This is a genomic window from Paenibacillus sp. FSL R7-0312, from assembly GCF_038004445.1.
In the GTDB taxonomy this organism is placed as follows: domain Bacteria; phylum Bacillota; class Bacilli; order Paenibacillales; family Paenibacillaceae; genus Paenibacillus_AQ.
Genome location: NZ_JBBORE010000001.1, coordinates 3,742,851 through 3,758,038, shown reverse-complemented (window position 1 = coordinate 3,758,038; position 15,188 = coordinate 3,742,851). Strand labels below are relative to the sequence as shown.

The following is a 15,188-nucleotide window of genomic DNA, read 5'->3' as shown; positions in this document are numbered from 1 at the left end:
CATTCTACAGGGAAGCTAAGTATAAGACAGATCATAACGTTTCCAAATCGTCCTTTGGGGAATCGTCCTTCGGGGACACATGGTATCCTGATCCTTTCTTTAGTTTGATATGTTCTGAATAGATTATACCACGCGGAACGGCCACTCTAAACAGTTTCCAGTAAAAATAAGCAATTAGCCCTGATTTCGCAATAAGCGGTTGACTGTTTCCCGGCGTACACCAATTAATTGTCCGATCTCTTCCTGTGTCAGCAGATCTGTGAGCTGTGCGCCATGAGAATATTCCTTCAGCCAGTCGGTCAGGAGTGCCATCCGTTCTGCGGGTGATCCGACCGTGAGGTGGTCGAGCCGTGTCTGCATAAACCGCACCTTCTCCTGCAGCAAAAGGGCGATCTCCATCACCTTCTCAGGATTCTCCCGCAGCTCGCGGTACCATTCCGCAGCGGGAACGATCTCGACCTCGCTTCTCATCATTGCCACCGCTGTTCCATGCGCCTCCTTCGGCGAAATGAGGGAATGATGGGGGACGGTCTCACCCGGATACAGCAGGTTGAACAGTACCATGTTCCCGTTCTCGTGCAGTCTTGTCACCTTGAACAGCCCGCTCTTCACCCGGTACAGGTTCTCGCCGCCGTCGCCCTGGCGGAACAAGACTTCCCCTTTGTGCAGAATCATTTCGCATTCTCCTTTGCTTTCTCTTTATATATATTTTTAATTATACCGAAATACGACATTGAATTCTCCCCCACTTAGCTAACGCTTGAAGTGGCGGATTCTTGCGAACAGAAGAGTACCCTCTTCTTATGGAGCAAGCGATCCCTGCGTTCCCGCAGTTTTACATTTTTGACGCTAGTGAAATCTTGAATTCTATCGTTTGGTTAGGTGGGGGTTAAACCGCTACTTGTTCAATATTGTGAGCGGCGTTTTCGTCACGGTCATGGATCGTCCCGCAGGCCGTACACGTCCATTCCCGAATGGACAGGTTCTTCACCTCGGGGTGGATTGTGCCACACACATGGCAACGCTGACTGGTCGGCTCAAACGTGTCGGCGATCCGAAGATTTCGTCCATACCATTTCGCTTTATACGTCAGCTGTCGCACCCACTCGCCCCAAGACGCATCAGCAATGGATTTTGAAAGCTTGGGGTTCTGAATCATATTCGCCACACGCAGATGTTCGATACTAATCGTTTGGTTTTCACGAATCAGTCTCGTGGTCAGCTTGTGGAGGAAGTCATTTCGTTTATTGGCAATGCGTTCGTGAATACGAGCGATATGCTGCCTTGCTTTCTTCCAGTTGGAGCCGCCCGGAGTACGCCGAGCCATCCGCCGCTGCCAAAACGCCAGCTTGTTCTCGTATTGACGGTAAAAGCGAGGATTGGCGATATGTTCGCCGTTTGAGCATACTGCATATTCTTTCAAACCTAAGTCGATGCCAATAGGTGTATCCACTTGGGGCAGAGGGTTCTTTTGAACTTCGCAAACGAGCGAGACGAAAAATTTCCCGCTGGCGTTTTTACGAACGGTAGCGGACAATATCCGGCCTTCCAGCTTCCGGGAGTTTGCAAAACGTATCCAGCCGAGTTTGGGGAGCTTCAAGCGACTGCCCTCCATGGCGATATTCCCGTTGGTGAATTTGGTCGTGTAACTTTGAATCGGATGCTTTCGGCTCTTGAAGCGTGGCGCTTGATTTTGCTTCTTGAAAAAACGATCAAAGCTATCCGCCACATGACGAGCAGCCGACTGCAAAGCGATGCTATCGACTTCTTTCAGCCAGTCGTATTGTGCTTTTAAACCGGGGAGTTGTGTCGCACAAGCGTGATAAGACAAGCCTTTTCCCGTTTCCGCATAGCTTTGATTCCAAGCTCCCAAGAAGTAATTGAACACAAAACGGCAGCAGCCAAACATTCGACGAATGAGTTGCTGTTGCTCTGTATTGGGGTAGATCCGATATTTATAGGCTTGATGAACCAGGTGTTTCGAAGAAACCTCCTGCGCAGACACGAGCATGTGCAACACCTCCTTTTAGTGATCTCATCCATATTATAGCACATACGTTCGTCTTGAAATCGAAAACTACAGATTCATCCCCACCCTATCGAGGGTGGGGTATTCTCAGCTTTTTTAGATAAAATGGAGCGTGCAAACAAAGAAACCGTATGAATGCAGAATGTTGCTCTGCTTCCATACGGTTAAGGACAGGAAATGATTACGTTACTTCAATGCGAGCGGCTTCTTCCAGAGACCCAGCATCAGCCCGGAAATAACGGAGCCGATCAGCACAGCCAGCAGGAACAGCAGCGCGCTGCTGGACAAGAAGGCTACGAACACACCTCCATGCGGTGCAGGTACATTGATATTCCACAGCTGGGTCAGTCCGCCGGCTACGGCTGAACCCACGATACAGGAAGTGAGCACCCGCAGCGGATCTGCTGCAGCAAACGAAATGGCACCTTCGGTGATGAACGACAAGCCCAGCACGTAGTTGGTTAATCCGGATTTGCGTTCAGTTTCAGTGAATTTATTCTTGAAGAACGTAGTTGCAAGGGCAATCGCCAGCGGAGGCACCATCCCTCCGGCCATGACGGCAGCCATCATCAGTCCGTTTGTATTGCCGCTTGAGGTGAACACACCGATAGCAAAGGTGTATGCTGCTTTATTGAACGGACCGCCCATATCGATAGCCATCATACCGCCAAGCACCAATCCCAGCAGTATTTTGTTGCCAGTACCCAGGTGGTTAAGCGCATCAATCATACCTTCATTAATCCAGCTGAATACCGGATTGAACAGATAGAACATGACCGCGCCGGTAATAAGCAAACTGAACACCGGATACAACAGAATCGGTTTCAGGCCGTCAAGCGTACGCGGCAGGCCAGAGAAGGCTTTGCGGAGCATAATCACCACATAACCGGCCAGGAAACCGGCAGCCAGGCCGCCCAGGAAGCCCGCATTGGCATTTAGAGCCATGATACCGCCGACCATACCAGGCATCAGCGCCGGGCGGTCGCCGATGCTAAGTGCGATAAATCCGGCCAGAATTGGAATCAGGAAGTGGAACGCCCCGTCTCCTCCGCCAATCGTCTGCAGCAGCTTCACCAGCGGATTATCGACACTGGCTACCTGTTCAATCAGGAAGGAGATCGCCAGCAGAATCCCGCCGCCGACTACGAACGGCAGCATGTGGGAGATGCCATTCATCAGGTCTTTATAAATTTTGCTTCCGATTGTACCGGACTTCGCCGATGCGGCACCATCCTCATTACGGCCGGAGCTGCGGTAGATTGGCGCATTGCCTTGGACCGCGATGCGGATTAATTCCTCTGACTTGCGGATTCCATCGCTTACGGGACGCTGAAGTACAGGCTTGCCGTTGAAGCGGTCCATCTCCACGTTCTTATCCGCAGCAATAATAACTCCGCTCGCCCGGGCAATCTCATCCGCAGTCAGCACATTCTGCGCACCTTCTGAACCGTTCGTTTCTACACGGATGTTAACTCCCATCTCTTTGGCTTTCTTCTTCAGGGCATCCTCAGCCATGAAGGTATGGGCAATTCCCGTAGGACATGCTGTCACAGCCACAACAAAGCTCTGCGAATCCGGGTTCCCGGTGATCATCCGTGCAGGTTCAGCCTGCGGCGCCGCTGTCTTCCGGGCTTCTTGCTCCGCAGCTGCCTTAGCTTCCGCTTCCGCCTGAGCTTCGGCCTCAGCTTGCTTGGCATCGAACAAGTGTGTTACTTCAGCAGGAGTCTTGGCACTCATGAGCTGCTCGATGAATTCGCTTTCAATGAGCAGCCTTGATAATGCAGCCAGTGTGCGCAGGTGCATATTTCCAGCTCCGTCCGGCGCTGCAATCATGAAGAACAAATGAGCCGGCGCTTCATCCAGTGAGGCAAAATCTAGTCCGGCGCTGCTCTTGGCGAACACAACCGTTGCTTCATTCACAGCTTTGGTCTTGGCATGAGGCATAGCGATGCCTCCGCCGATTCCCGTACTGGACTGGGCTTCACGGTCCAGTATCTTGTCTTTGAACAGCTTCACGTCATTAATGCGTCCGCTGGCTGCGAGGCTGGCAATCAGTTCGTCAATCGCCGCTTCCTTCGTTGTAGCCTTCAGCTCCATAATCATAGTTTCCTGTATCATCAAATCTGTAATTTTCATTAATCTCAACTCCCCGGTTTACTTAAAATCTTTCGTTATGTTGTTTACAGCTGGGAAATTACAACGAGCGGCCGAAGCTGATCTATCTTCTGTCTGTCCGCCAGATCGTCCGAGAATGCCGTTGCGCTTCCTGAGGCGACGCCGGCACGGAATGCCTCCAGCACATCTCCGGTCAGCGACAAGTTCCCCACAAACCCGGCGATCATGGAATCTCCTGCACCTACTGAATTCTTCACCTGCCCTGCAGGAGCAGCTGCATGGTAGACACCTTGCTCCGAAATAAACAATGCCCCTTCACCGGCCATCGATACCAGCACATGCCTGGCCCCTGCTTCCAGCAGCTTGCGTCCGTAGGTAATAATCTCCTCCCTGGTGCTGATCTGAACGCCGAACAGCTCTGCCAGCTCATGGTGATTCGGTTTGACAAGCAGCGGTCCCAAAGGCAACGCGTCTTTCAGCGCCTGTCCCGTTGTATCAATTACAAACTCTGCCCCCTTCTGTTTGCATACTGCGATCAGCCTGCTATAGAAATCTCCGCCAAGTGACGGTGGAGTACTTCCCGACAGAATAACAACATCACCCTGCTTCAGGGCATCCAGCTTGTGCAGCAGAGAAGCGATCTCAGGCTGCGAAATCTCCGGTCCGGCTCCGTTAATTTCCGTCTCTTCCCCGGCTTTCAGCTTGATATTGATCCGGGTATCATCTGTTATGTGAACGAAATCACTTGCAATCATCTCCTGACGCAGCCACTGTTCAATATATCCGCCCGTAAAACCGCCAAGGAATCCGGTTGCCGTATTCTCGACCCCCAGCTGCTTCAGTACGCGGGATACATTGATTCCCTTCCCACCAGGCAGCTTCATATCCCGCTTCATCCGGTTTAACCCGCCTAGTGTAAACTCTTCAACCTCCACGATATAATCGACGGAAGGATTAAGTGTCACTGTATAAATCATCATTCATCCCTCATTTATAATGTTTGTCTTCTTCTCACACTCACACCAATGTATAATCAACGTCCATCTTCTCCAGCTCCCGGCGGAAGTTATCCGGCGTATCCGTATCAAGAATGCAGTGATCCATCTCCTGCAGATCCGCGACTTTACAAAAGGAGATTTGCCCGATCTTGCTATGGTCTGCGAGCAGAATGGCTTGCTTTGCGACAGCAATCATTTTGCGCTTGGTTGCAGCCTCCAGCATATTGGGAGTCGTGATGCCTTCATGTATATCCAGCCCGTTGGTTCCAAGGAAGGCTTTGTCTACCCGAACCATATCCAGTGAGCGTTCTGTCATCGGTCCGACAAAAGCCATCGTGTCCGGCCGCAGCATTCCGCCTGTAATCGAGACTTCGATATGGCGGCAATCCTTCAGCTCATTAAGCGCCATAATCGAGTTGGTGATGACCTTGAGATTACGGAAGGATTTCAGCGCCCGGGCAATCTGCAGCGTAGTCGTTCCGCCATCCAGAAGAATTGCATCGCCTTCCTCAATCATCTCCACGGCCTTGCGGGCAATCCGCAGCTTCTCATCAAGGAACCGGTCTTCTTTATCCGGAACAGCCGCTTCAAAGTTCACACTCTGCAGGGATACCGCCCCGCCATGCGTACGTTTCAGCAGCCGTGCTTCCTCAAGCTCCTTGAGATCGCGGCGGACCGTTGATTCTGAAACGGACAGCTCCTGGCTCAGCTCCTGAACCGATGCTCTTGTATGATTCTCAATAAACTGCAGAATACTCAGCTTCCGTTCTTCTTCAAACATGCGCTTCACTCCTCGGACTTGCAGCACCTGCTGCCGGATTCCTTTTATACACAATCGTCTATTTGTGTTCGGGCTTATTGTTAATTGAATTTATATAAAAGCTCATTCGTGACTGATATTGATCATTTCTGCTCATTTATGATTGTAACAGCGTTTTCATAAACTGTAAAGTGCTTTTTTATCCGCTTATTTTTTACGGAAAAAGCTTATACTATGCCTTATGCGGCGGCTTTTTTCGTTATCCGCTGATCGAATGGCTGAATGGATGCTCATCTCTGCTCATTTCATCCTGAAAGGGGCAAATACCGGCTGCAGCAAATAACCACCCGAACGCCTATTTCACAAACGCGTTCAGCGACATATTTTATATTACATATGGGGAAAAGCGGGTGAACAGGAGATGGCCTATAACAATAATAATTATGGATCCGGCTATACAGGCGGTAACAACAATAACACTAACGGAGGTGCGGGCAAATCCTCCCCTGCAGAAGCTGAAGAACTTAGTGCCGAAGACTATGCAATCATTGCCGCAGGTTTTGGGGCATTAGGTGAAATCTTTGCTTTTCTCTCTCTGGTCAAAGCCAAACAGGTCACCAAAGAAACCGGAGGACAGGCAGGCTTTGAAGTGGACCCTATCCTATTCGTACAGTCACGAAAAAAAAAAGCAGCCAGACGAAAATCCCGCCGGCCGCGTTGATATATTCTTGTGCTTAAGAAATCTTCAAAGGCAGAACCTGATGCTTCGCGAATATAGAGTCCACCTTCTCTCGCTGCTCCTCCTCATCAAGGAAAACAATGACTATAATATGCTCCAGCTCTACATGCCTGGCATAAGCCTCCGCATCCTCCTGCGGAATGCCAATACCGATCAGACTTACAGTAAGACCATCCGTTTCAATATCCGCTCCAGCCAGTTTGCGTGCAGCCGGACCCGCAGCCACAGCAGTATCGGCCAGCATGTCGAGTCCAGCTCCTAACCCGCGGGCTGTACCGAATAATCCCTCATTGCCTTCCCCGGTCTGCGCAGTACCAATTCCGGTATCGTGGCTGATGATCTCCAGCGTATTTTTCTGCTTGGTTACTGCAGATATATTCTTCGAATTGATTCCATTCTCTTTCATTTCCCCAATCGCCAGTGCAGCATCGGTCCGATGGCCAAAAATCCCGAGTACCAATGTAGGCATCTAACATCCCTCCTGTTAGTGCGATATTACCACTCTGCCTGCAGCTTGAACCTGACGGCAAGACTCACCAGTAGTGAATCAATCTCTCCTAATTCGGTTATAAAGATAGAATCAGGCAAATTGATATACAGCAGTCTTATAAAATAAGATAGAACGCTGTTGCTCCTGATGCGTATACATAAACATAAATTATAAGATTGGAGGGGCTCCTGTGCTTCAAAGCAAATATTTCCGGACAAGCCTGGCCATTATCGCCTTTTTGACGATATTGTATCTGGGTTCCAAAGTTATCTTCTTATTCACGCCTCTCGTGTCCATCTTTAATCTTCTGCTTGTGCCAATGATGCTGTCGGGCTTCATGTTTTATCTGCTTCGCCCGCTCGTCAACTTTCTGGAGACCAAAAAACTTGGACGCGCACTCTCGATTCTCCTAATCTATCTCGTCTTTATCGGATTGTTCGTCCTGTTCTGGGTGCTGGTCTGGCCGACATTGCGCGAGCAAATCCAGAATTTCATTGACAACACGCCGTATCTGGTAGAGGGACTGCAGAATCAGTTCAACAAGCTGCAGAATGATCCGTCATTATCCCGTTTTTTCAAGGGCGATACCGATCTGGCTACCCGGCTCTCCGGGTACTTGAATGACGCTATTACCTGGGTGACCAATTCCATGTCCAATCTGATCGGTGTCATCTCCAGCATCGTAGTAGTCATCGCCACGCTGCCGATTATTCTCTATTACATGCTGAAGGATGGACATAAGCTGTCTCCGATTCTTCAGGGCCTGATACCAAGAAAGTTCCGCAAGGAAGGCCAGGATATGCTGAAGGATATCGACAGTGCGCTAAGCGGCTTCATCGTTACGCGCGTCCTGCTGAATGTGGTGCTGGGCATTATTCTCTACATCGGATTCCTGGTAATCGGCCTGCCTTATTCCCTGTTGCTGGCCGTCATCTCCATTCCGCTTAACTTCATTCCGTATGTCGGCTCGCTGCTAGCGGCAATCCCGGTTATTATCGTAGGATTCATTGAATCACCTTCGATGGCGCTCTGGTCTCTGGTCATCATCGTCGTTGCCCAGCAGATTCAGGATAATGTTCTGTCACCGATTATCTACGGTAAATCCCTGGATGTACATCCGCTGACAACCGTTGTGCTTGTCCTGATAGGCGGCGACTTCTTCGGCATTATCGGTGTGCTCATTGCGCTGCCTGTATATATGATTCTCAAAATCCTCTTCTTGCGAATTTATGAAATCATTATCGCTGAGCGTGAGGATGATCCGGGCGGTCCCGGGCCTATAGCACCGGAAGGGATTGAGGTCGAGATAGTTAAGGAAGAGCAGTTGTAGTTCAGTTAAACCTGGTTTGAGTGTTATATTTCAAGACTGATTCGCCCAAGGGCGAATTCTGCTGGAGCAGATGGGGCATGTGCGAACTAATATAAGCTCATACAGGCAATAAAGCTTATAAGGCAACCTCACATTGCTCCAAGTAGACTAATTCTGGGATACCAGGGGGTGGAATCAAGGGCATTAATGCCCCTCATTTGCTCATTTGGGTTGCGTCCGGGGGAATCAAGGGCATTAATGCCCCTCATTTGCTCATTTGGGTTGCGTCCGGTGGAATCAAGGGCATTAATGCCCCTCATTTGCTCATTTGGGTTGCGTCCGGTGGAATCAAGAGCACTAATGCCCCTCATTTGCTCATTTGGGTTGCGTCCGAGGGAATCAAGGGCATTAATGCCCCTCATTTGCTCATTTGGGTTGCGTCCGGGGGAATCAAGGGCATTAATGTCCCTCATTTGGTCATTTGGGTTGCGTCCGGTGGAATCAAGAGCACTAATGCCCCTCATTTGCTCATTTGGGTTGCGTCCGGTGAAATCAAGGGCATTAATGCCCCTCATTTGCTCATTTGGGTTGCGTCCGGTGGAATCAAGAGCACTAATGTTCCTCATTTGGTCATTTGCTCAAAGTTCGACGGAATTAGAGGGATTTATCCCCTTGATTTCTCCGTTCCGCCTACTTTCGGCGGGATTAGAGGAATTTATCCCTTTAATTTCCCTGTTCCGCTTACTATCGGCGGGAACAGAGGGATTTCTGATATAAGAATAAGAATTAATTCATTCTACAAACGGATCGCCACAATTCGAAAGCATCTTATCTATAACTAATACGCAGATCTTATCCACAACAGTCAAATATCATAATATCCAAATAACAAAAACAGCAAAACGGGCCAATCTCTAAATAAGAGATTGGCCCGTTTTGCTGTACCTTCCGAAGCCTTCCGTTTCGCAATCTCAGCCCCGCAGAGAGCGCACCACAAAAATGTGATTGCCCTTCAGCAGGTTCTGCCCGTCGCGGAGCGTAACTGAACCCTTGGTGTGCGCTACGATGGTCGTATTGAGGGCAACCAGCTGATCGCCTTTCCAGATGGTGACCGCCGACTTGAAATATACCGCGTTGTCAAACTGCTGGCGTTCCCTCATCACATACCCTACGGAATGGAGGACCGGGGGCAATGCCCTCTCCTTGGGAGCCAATGCCTTGATGAACACAATGTCACGAAAAGGGACGGCAATCTCCTGATGTCCGATTACGGCTACTGAAGCTGCAGGGTCCCATCTGCGCAGCACGCCTTTCATGATTGTATATGGCTCTTCTCCGCAGTACATAATGACCGGTCTGCCTACCCAATGCTTCATGGCTCCACCCCCTTCGCTGTGTCCGTGCTACTTATACATTCGGTATGGACCAATCGATTCCTGTAAGCCCGTGTGACTCCAGATAGGAGTTAGCCTGTGAGAACGGATGGCTGCCTAGAAATCCGCGGTGGGCCGAGAACGGACTTGGATGCGGAGACTGAATAACCTTATGCCTGCTGCGGTCAATCGAAGCCCCTTTGAGCTGGGCATGACTGCCCCACAGGATGAACACCATCGGTTCTGTACGTTCATTGAGCTTCTCCATGATGGCATCTGTAAACGTCTCCCAGCCCAGGCCTTTATGCGAGTTCGGCTGGCCTTCACGTACGGTCAGCACTGCGTTAAGCATCAGCACGCCTTCTTCTGCCCAGTGGAGCAGAGAACCATGGTTCGGCACAGGTACGCCCAGATCATTATGCAGCTCGGTATAGATATTGCGCAGTGACGGAGGAATCCGCACTCCCGGCTCGACCGAGAAACTCAGGCCATGAGCCTGTCCCGCCCCATGATAGGGGTCCTGACCCAGAATGACCACCCGGGTCTTGCTGTAAGGCGTCAGCTTCAGCGCTGAGAACAGCTTGTCTTTTGGCGGATAGACTGTATATTGCTTATATTCACGTGCCAGCGCATAACGCAGCTCTTCAAAATAGGGCTTATGCGTTTCTTCCTGCAGTACCTCATCCCAATCATTGCCGAACATCCCGTTCTCCTCCTGCTTGCTTCCCTGTAGTATTCATTCATTACCTGTTATTAACCAGAACCCGCAGAATTTATTTGCGCCCGTAATCTGCTTTGATCTCGCCCCACACCTTAGTCTGCCATTTCAGCACCTTATTCTCATATGTATGGCTGCGCAGCCAGCTCTCCGCCCGGTCAATCAGCGTCCAGATTTCCGCTGTGGAAGCATCCCGGGGCAAGGTAGTAGCGACCTTCTTCTGCTTCACCCACTTCATAGCATTCACGGAGTCGGTATAGACCGTACGGCTGCTGCCTTCCTTCTTAAGCAGAGCCAGCGCATGGACAATCGCCAGAAATTCCCCGAGGTTATTCGTTCCCTTACTGATTGGACCGCAGGAAAAAATAATGTCTCCGGTCTGCGTGTCTACGCCTTTGTATTCTACCGGTCCGGGATTGCCGCGGGTGCCGACATCTACAGAGATGCTGTCATAATCAATCTCCTCTGACGTTTCTACCGAGGCACTGCGGCTCCAGCTGTTTGCCGTTTTACTCTTGGCACCCGTGCCGTTTGATGCCGCACCTGTTCCCCAGTTGCCTTTCCAGCCCGCCTTATAGGCCGTATCCGCCGCCGCTTTGCTCTCATAGGATTTATATTTCGCTCCGGTATAATGATCGGTCTGCGCCTGGCATTCTGCCCAAGTGCTGTACACTCCCGGCTGCTTGCCTTCCCACACTACATAGTATTTCTGCTTAGCCATGAATATAGCTCCTTCCTGCACGCCTCATGAATCATCAAAATCATATTGTAATCCAAACCGCGGCGATATTGAAGTGCAAATAAGCTCAGCGCCTGCTGTGAGCCGAAATTTAAATTGGATAATTACCAGCAGGCGCGTTCATACTATTAGGGCCGCATTATTCCAGTACGGCAAGCGTAGTGTTAACGATAGTCTGGAGCTTGTCCATATCCCGGGTGGCTTTGACCATGACCCGCAGCCCGACGAGGGCATTATGCAGGTAAGCAGCAAGCGCGGAGGCCTGATACCGACCGGAGAGCTCACCGCTAGCCTGTCCGTGCTGGATCAGCCGTTCAATGAGACGTTCGGTATTCAGAAAAGCATCATTCGCTTTGGTTGCTGCTTCCGGATCATGATTGGACAGCTCCACTGCGGTATTCACCAGCAGACAACCCTTGGGCTCGTCTTCACTTCTGTGAATCGTTGCTTCGAACAGCAGGGTAATCGCAGCTTTAGCCGAGGAAATACCTTCGATCCGGCTCTCCATCCGGGAGGCGTTGATGGCTGCGAACCGCTCCAGTGCTTTTATATATAAAGTATGCTTGTCTCCAAATGTGTCATACATGCTTCTCTTGTGAATCCCCATGCCAGTTACAAGATCCTGCATCGAGGTTTTCTCATAGCCCTGCTGCCAGAAGATATTCATCGCCTTTAACAGTACATCATCAATCTCGAATTCTTTGCTTCTCGCCATCACCATGCTCCTTTCTGAGTCAATTTTACCATTTATAGAACGATCGGTAAATATAATTAACAATTGTGAATTGAATCACATTAATTCCGCACTAGTCATTCTATATTAATTTTAAAGGAAAAATAAATCTACAGCAACACACACCATAAGGAGGTTATTTACATGAGAAAGCTCGCAGCAATAGCAGCCGTATTCACTCTGACCCTGCTCGTCGGATGCGGCAACTCGGCCAACAACAATGCGGCAAATACAAACACGTCCGCAAATAACGGCAATACGGCCACGGCCACCGAAGCACCGGATGCTGTAACATCAGTCTCCGTCGTTGATAATAATGAAGCCTTCAAGAAGGCGATCAGCAAAGACGGCCACTGGATCGCCGCAGTCCTGAATGACCTGACCTTCACGGAAGAGCTTGTGGTAGACGGACAGTTCATCAATAAGGAAGAGCCGGCCCGCAAAATCGCGCTCTATACCCAGGATGCAGATCACAACATCACCAATTCCTTCACACTTACCGCTCCAAAAATGACAATCCGCAGTGAAAATGCCCGTATTCAGGGCGGTACCTTTGTTGGGGATGTCTACGTTGAAGCTGACGGCTTCGCTGTTGTGAATGCTACCATCGAAGGCAATGTCTATTTCTCGGATGCCAAATACCAGGCTACCTACACAGCAGCTGACCAAGGCAAGGTAACCGGTGTGACTGAAGTCAAGAAATAAGTTATTCTGTACAGGAGGTGTTCCCTTCAGGGCAATCTTGCCGGGGACACCTTTTTGCGGTTTCTACCAGGAAAAGAGGTGCAGAACCCATGTTATCCGTCCGTAAGTCCGTCATACTCTCCCTATTGCTGCTGCTGTTCTCATCCTGCAGCGGGCAAGAAGAGAATCAACAACCGCAATACCGTATACAGTCCGGCCATGATCTTAGTATTCTTACGACTACCGATACGCACTATTTATCTCAAAGCCTGCGGGATCTCGGGCCTGCCTTCAATCAGTTTCTGGCTGCCGGAGATGGTAAACAGCTGGGATACAGCAACGAAATGATGGAAGCCCTCGGATACGACATTGGCATCCGTAAGCCGGATGCCGTCATCATTAGCGGGGATCTAAGCAACAATGGTGAAGAAGCCAGCCATAAGGACCTGGCCAAACATCTGAAGACCATTGAACAGGAGACCGGGACCCGGGTATATGTGACTCCCGGCAATCACGATATTCAGAATCCCTGGGCCCGCAAATTCAAAGGCCCGCGCCAATCCCCTGCGGATTCCGTTACAGCCAAAGAATTCCGCAAATTCTATGGCAGCTTCGGTTACGATGAAGCGCTGCTGGAGGATGAGGATTCGCTGAGCTATCTCGCCGCCCCGTCGGATGATTTATGGCTGCTTATGCTCGACACCGCGCAGTACAAGAATAATAAAATTCTGGGAAATCCGCAGCTTGAGGGCAAGGTGAGCGCTTCGACCCTCAAATGGATTGATACCTGCGGTGAAATGGCTGCGGCACATGATGCTCAGATCGTAGCAGTCATGCATCACAGCCTGCTGGATCACAGCGATTTCATCCAGGAGGGCTTCACTGTCGATGATAACGGGCAGGTTATTGACGCCCTGCTGCGCAATAATATCCATACCACACTCAGCGGCCACATTCATATTCAGGATATAAGTGAATATCAGAAGGACGGTAACAGCATCTTTGACATCGCAGACAGTGCCTTATCGGTATTCCCGCATCAATACGGCATCTTAAACTATTCAGCTGCCAATCAGACCCTGGATTACAATACGGCTAAATTAGGGATGGAGCTGTGGGCCGCAGCCTCGGGCAGCACAGATCAGAATCTGCTACAGTTCAACACTTACAGCGAAGCGAATTTCCGCAAGCGCTCCGCGACCCGCAGTTATTCCCGGCTGACCGCGGACACAGCCTATGCTAATTACACGGATACCGAGCTGAAAGCGATGGCGGATGTGGTCGGCCGGCTGAATGAGATTTATTTTGCAGGGACCGCCAGTACTGACAATGCGGCTGTAATCAACACGGAAGGCTACCGCCTCTGGCAGAAGGCCCCCGCCAGCGGGACTAGAAGTTATGTCCTGAGCATGGCTGCACGGGAGCAGAAGAACAACCACCAGCTGCATGTACAGCTTCCGGTCCGTTGATGTTTGAGCATGAAGGATTGCGTTTAATTTAGGGCTGTACAGCAATATCATGACTGCTGAAGCGCTAAGGAGGATGACAAGCCAATGTTCAAACGCATGGATGAGATTATGATTGAGATTCCGGACGTCGAGAAACCAGATCCGAATGCTGCTGCGGCTGTACAGGAACTGCTTGGCGGTAAATTTGGTGAGATGTCAACACTCAACAACTATCTGTATCAGTCCTTTAACTTCCGTTCCAAGGAGAAGCTGAAGCCCTTCTACGATCTGGTAATGAGCATTACCGCAGAGGAGTTAGGCCATGTCGAACTCGTCTCCCACGCGGTTAACAAATGTCTTAGAGGTTCCACGGATTATAAGAAGCCGGACTCTACTCCATTGGATGCTGTAAAAGATGCCCGGCTGTCCTATCACTTCCTGGCCGGAGCCCAGGGTGCCATGCCGTTCGATTCCATGGGTAACCCCTGGACCGGGGCCAATGTGTTCAACAGCGGCAACCTCGTGGAAGATCTGCTGCATAACTTCTTCCTGGAATGCGGGGCCAGAACACATAAAATGAAGGTCTACGAAATGACCGACCATCCGGCTGCACGTGCTGTTGTCGGCTTCCTCCTTGTCCGTGGAGGCGTTCATGTGGTCGCTTATGCCAAGGCACTAGAGATTGCCACAGGCGTCAATGTAACCAAGCTTGTGCCGATCCCTTCCCTTGACAACAAATCGTTCAATGAAGCTAGAAAGTATGAAGAAAAAGGCGTGCATACGAAGCTGTACACCTGGAGTGATAAGGATTTCAGCTCCATTGACCAGATCTGGAAGGGCACCCATCCAGAGGACGGGCTTCCGCTTGAGGTTATTCAAGGCGTGCCTGAAGGTGTACCGATCCCCGAGGCTCCCGAGTCCAAGGAGGAATTCGCACCGGGAATCTCGGCCGAGGAATTCAAGGAGATTGCCAAACGGCTTAAGATGGCAGGCAATATCAAAGATTAGACAGGGCTGGTGTTGGCGTATATTTTATGCGGTGAACACAGGCTG

The 15,188-nt window shown here is 50.3% G+C and carries 15 protein-coding genes; 5 read left to right on the top strand and 10 right to left on the bottom strand.

All coding sequences use genetic code 11. The annotated features are described in order from the left end of the window. Nucleotides 1–174: 174 nt before the first annotated feature. The 5 genes from MKX70_RS16270 to MKX70_RS16250 all read right to left on the bottom strand — a co-directional run bounded on the left by MKX70_RS16270 (nucleotide 175) and on the right by MKX70_RS16250 (nucleotide 5,923). Complete coding sequence (locus tag MKX70_RS16270; protein WP_340840350.1) at nucleotides 175–675, bottom strand: Crp/Fnr family transcriptional regulator; 501 nt, start codon at nucleotides 673–675, stop codon at nucleotides 175–177. A 214-nt stretch (nucleotides 676–889) separates the two neighbouring features. Then, nucleotides 890–2,011 carry an IS200/IS605 family element RNA-guided endonuclease TnpB gene (gene tnpB, locus MKX70_RS16265; protein WP_340840349.1) on the bottom strand — a complete coding sequence of 374 codons (1,122 nt, stop codon included), beginning with the start codon at nucleotides 2,009–2,011 and terminating at the stop codon, nucleotides 890–892. Between the two features lie 204 nt (nucleotides 2,012–2,215). Then, nucleotides 2,216–4,165, bottom strand: a complete 1,950-nt coding sequence (locus tag MKX70_RS16260; RefSeq protein WP_340840348.1) for a PTS fructose transporter subunit IIABC — start codon at nucleotides 4,163–4,165, stop codon at nucleotides 2,216–2,218. Between the two features lie 44 nt (nucleotides 4,166–4,209). Beyond that, nucleotides 4,210–5,121 (bottom strand): 1-phosphofructokinase, encoded by a 912-nt coding sequence (gene pfkB, locus MKX70_RS16255; protein WP_042237981.1) that lies wholly within the window; start codon nucleotides 5,119–5,121, stop codon nucleotides 4,210–4,212. A 40-nt stretch (nucleotides 5,122–5,161) separates the two neighbouring features. Then, nucleotides 5,162–5,923: a DeoR/GlpR family DNA-binding transcription regulator gene (locus tag MKX70_RS16250; RefSeq protein WP_197072957.1), complete on the bottom strand. Its 762-nt coding sequence runs from the start codon at nucleotides 5,921–5,923 to the stop codon at nucleotides 5,162–5,164. Nucleotides 5,924–6,323: 400 nt separating this feature from the next. On the opposite strand from MKX70_RS16250, the gene MKX70_RS16245 reads away from it, so the two are divergent. Then, nucleotides 6,324–6,623, top strand: a complete 300-nt coding sequence (locus tag MKX70_RS16245) for a hypothetical protein (RefSeq protein ID WP_042237985.1) — start codon at nucleotides 6,324–6,326, stop codon at nucleotides 6,621–6,623. Between the two features lie 13 nt (nucleotides 6,624–6,636). Here MKX70_RS16245 and MKX70_RS16240 read toward each other — a convergent pair whose 3' ends face one another. After that, a complete protein-coding gene (locus MKX70_RS16240) occupies nucleotides 6,637–7,110 on the bottom strand; it encodes a general stress protein (RefSeq protein ID WP_340840347.1) in 474 nt (157 codons plus the stop codon). Between the two features lie 211 nt (nucleotides 7,111–7,321). Here MKX70_RS16240 and MKX70_RS16235 point away from each other — a divergent pair, with 211 nt between their 5' ends. Continuing rightward, nucleotides 7,322–8,461: an AI-2E family transporter gene (locus MKX70_RS16235; RefSeq protein ID WP_063840078.1), complete on the top strand. Its 1,140-nt coding sequence runs from the start codon at nucleotides 7,322–7,324 to the stop codon at nucleotides 8,459–8,461. 950 nt (nucleotides 8,462–9,411) lie between these two features. Here the strand turns inward: MKX70_RS16235 and MKX70_RS16230 are convergent. From MKX70_RS16230 to MKX70_RS16215, 4 genes are all read right to left on the bottom strand, one after another. Next, a complete protein-coding gene (locus tag MKX70_RS16230; RefSeq protein WP_039295375.1) occupies nucleotides 9,412–9,816 on the bottom strand; it encodes a hypothetical protein in 405 nt (134 codons plus the stop codon). 31 nt (nucleotides 9,817–9,847) lie between these two features. Beyond that, a complete protein-coding gene (gene ung / locus MKX70_RS16225) occupies nucleotides 9,848–10,516 on the bottom strand; it encodes a uracil-DNA glycosylase (protein WP_039295373.1) in 669 nt (222 codons plus the stop codon). 70 nt (nucleotides 10,517–10,586) lie between these two features. Continuing rightward, complete coding sequence (gene rnhA, locus MKX70_RS16220; protein WP_340840346.1) at nucleotides 10,587–11,252, bottom strand: ribonuclease H; 666 nt, start codon at nucleotides 11,250–11,252, stop codon at nucleotides 10,587–10,589. Nucleotides 11,253–11,409: 157 nt separating this feature from the next. Beyond that, nucleotides 11,410–11,985 carry a TetR/AcrR family transcriptional regulator gene (locus tag MKX70_RS16215; protein WP_340840345.1) on the bottom strand — a complete coding sequence of 192 codons (576 nt, stop codon included), beginning with the start codon at nucleotides 11,983–11,985 and terminating at the stop codon, nucleotides 11,410–11,412. Nucleotides 11,986–12,147: 162 nt separating this feature from the next. Here MKX70_RS16215 and MKX70_RS16210 point away from each other — a divergent pair, with 162 nt between their 5' ends. From MKX70_RS16210 to MKX70_RS16200, 3 genes are all read left to right on the top strand, one after another. After that, nucleotides 12,148–12,708 (top strand): hypothetical protein, encoded by a 561-nt coding sequence (locus MKX70_RS16210; RefSeq protein WP_042138799.1) that lies wholly within the window; start codon nucleotides 12,148–12,150, stop codon nucleotides 12,706–12,708. Nucleotides 12,709–12,797: 89 nt separating this feature from the next. Further along, entirely contained in the window at nucleotides 12,798–14,156 is a 1,359-nt protein-coding gene (locus MKX70_RS16205) for a metallophosphoesterase (RefSeq protein ID WP_340784289.1), read from the top strand. 84 nt (nucleotides 14,157–14,240) lie between these two features. Beyond that, nucleotides 14,241–15,143, top strand: coding sequence for a manganese catalase family protein (locus MKX70_RS16200; protein WP_039295366.1), 903 nt, complete (start codon nucleotides 14,241–14,243; stop codon nucleotides 15,141–15,143). Nucleotides 15,144–15,188: the final 45 nt, after the last annotated feature.

Bases quoted from the DNA above. Each gene is read 5' to 3' on its own strand.
- MKX70_RS16270 (WP_340840350.1), bottom strand. From the start codon at position 675: ATGATTCTGCACAAAGGGGAAGTCTTGTTCCGCCAGGGCGACGGCGGC.
- tnpB (WP_340840349.1), bottom strand. From the start codon at position 2,011: ATGCTCGTGTCTGCGCAGGAGGTTTCTTCGAAACACCTGGTTCATCAA.
- MKX70_RS16260 (WP_340840348.1), bottom strand. From the start codon at position 4,165: ATGAAAATTACAGATTTGATGATACAGGAAACTATGATTATGGAGCTG.
- pfkB (WP_042237981.1), bottom strand. From the start codon at position 5,121: ATGATTTATACAGTGACACTTAATCCTTCCGTCGATTATATCGTGGAG.
- MKX70_RS16250 (WP_197072957.1), bottom strand. From the start codon at position 5,923: ATGTTTGAAGAAGAACGGAAGCTGAGTATTCTGCAGTTTATTGAGAAT.
- MKX70_RS16245 (WP_042237985.1), top strand. From the start codon at position 6,324: ATGGCCTATAACAATAATAATTATGGATCCGGCTATACAGGCGGTAAC.
- MKX70_RS16240 (WP_340840347.1), bottom strand. From the start codon at position 7,110: ATGCCTACATTGGTACTCGGGATTTTTGGCCATCGGACCGATGCTGCA.
- MKX70_RS16230 (WP_039295375.1), bottom strand. From the start codon at position 9,816: ATGAAGCATTGGGTAGGCAGACCGGTCATTATGTACTGCGGAGAAGAG.
- ung (WP_039295373.1), bottom strand. From the start codon at position 10,516: ATGTTCGGCAATGATTGGGATGAGGTACTGCAGGAAGAAACGCATAAG.
- rnhA (WP_340840346.1), bottom strand. From the start codon at position 11,252: ATGGCTAAGCAGAAATACTATGTAGTGTGGGAAGGCAAGCAGCCGGGA.
- MKX70_RS16215 (WP_340840345.1), bottom strand. From the start codon at position 11,985: ATGGCGAGAAGCAAAGAATTCGAGATTGATGATGTACTGTTAAAGGCG.
- MKX70_RS16210 (WP_042138799.1), top strand. From the start codon at position 12,148: ATGAGAAAGCTCGCAGCAATAGCAGCCGTATTCACTCTGACCCTGCTC.
- MKX70_RS16205 (WP_340784289.1), top strand. From the start codon at position 12,798: ATGTTATCCGTCCGTAAGTCCGTCATACTCTCCCTATTGCTGCTGCTG.
- MKX70_RS16200 (WP_039295366.1), top strand. From the start codon at position 14,241: ATGTTCAAACGCATGGATGAGATTATGATTGAGATTCCGGACGTCGAG.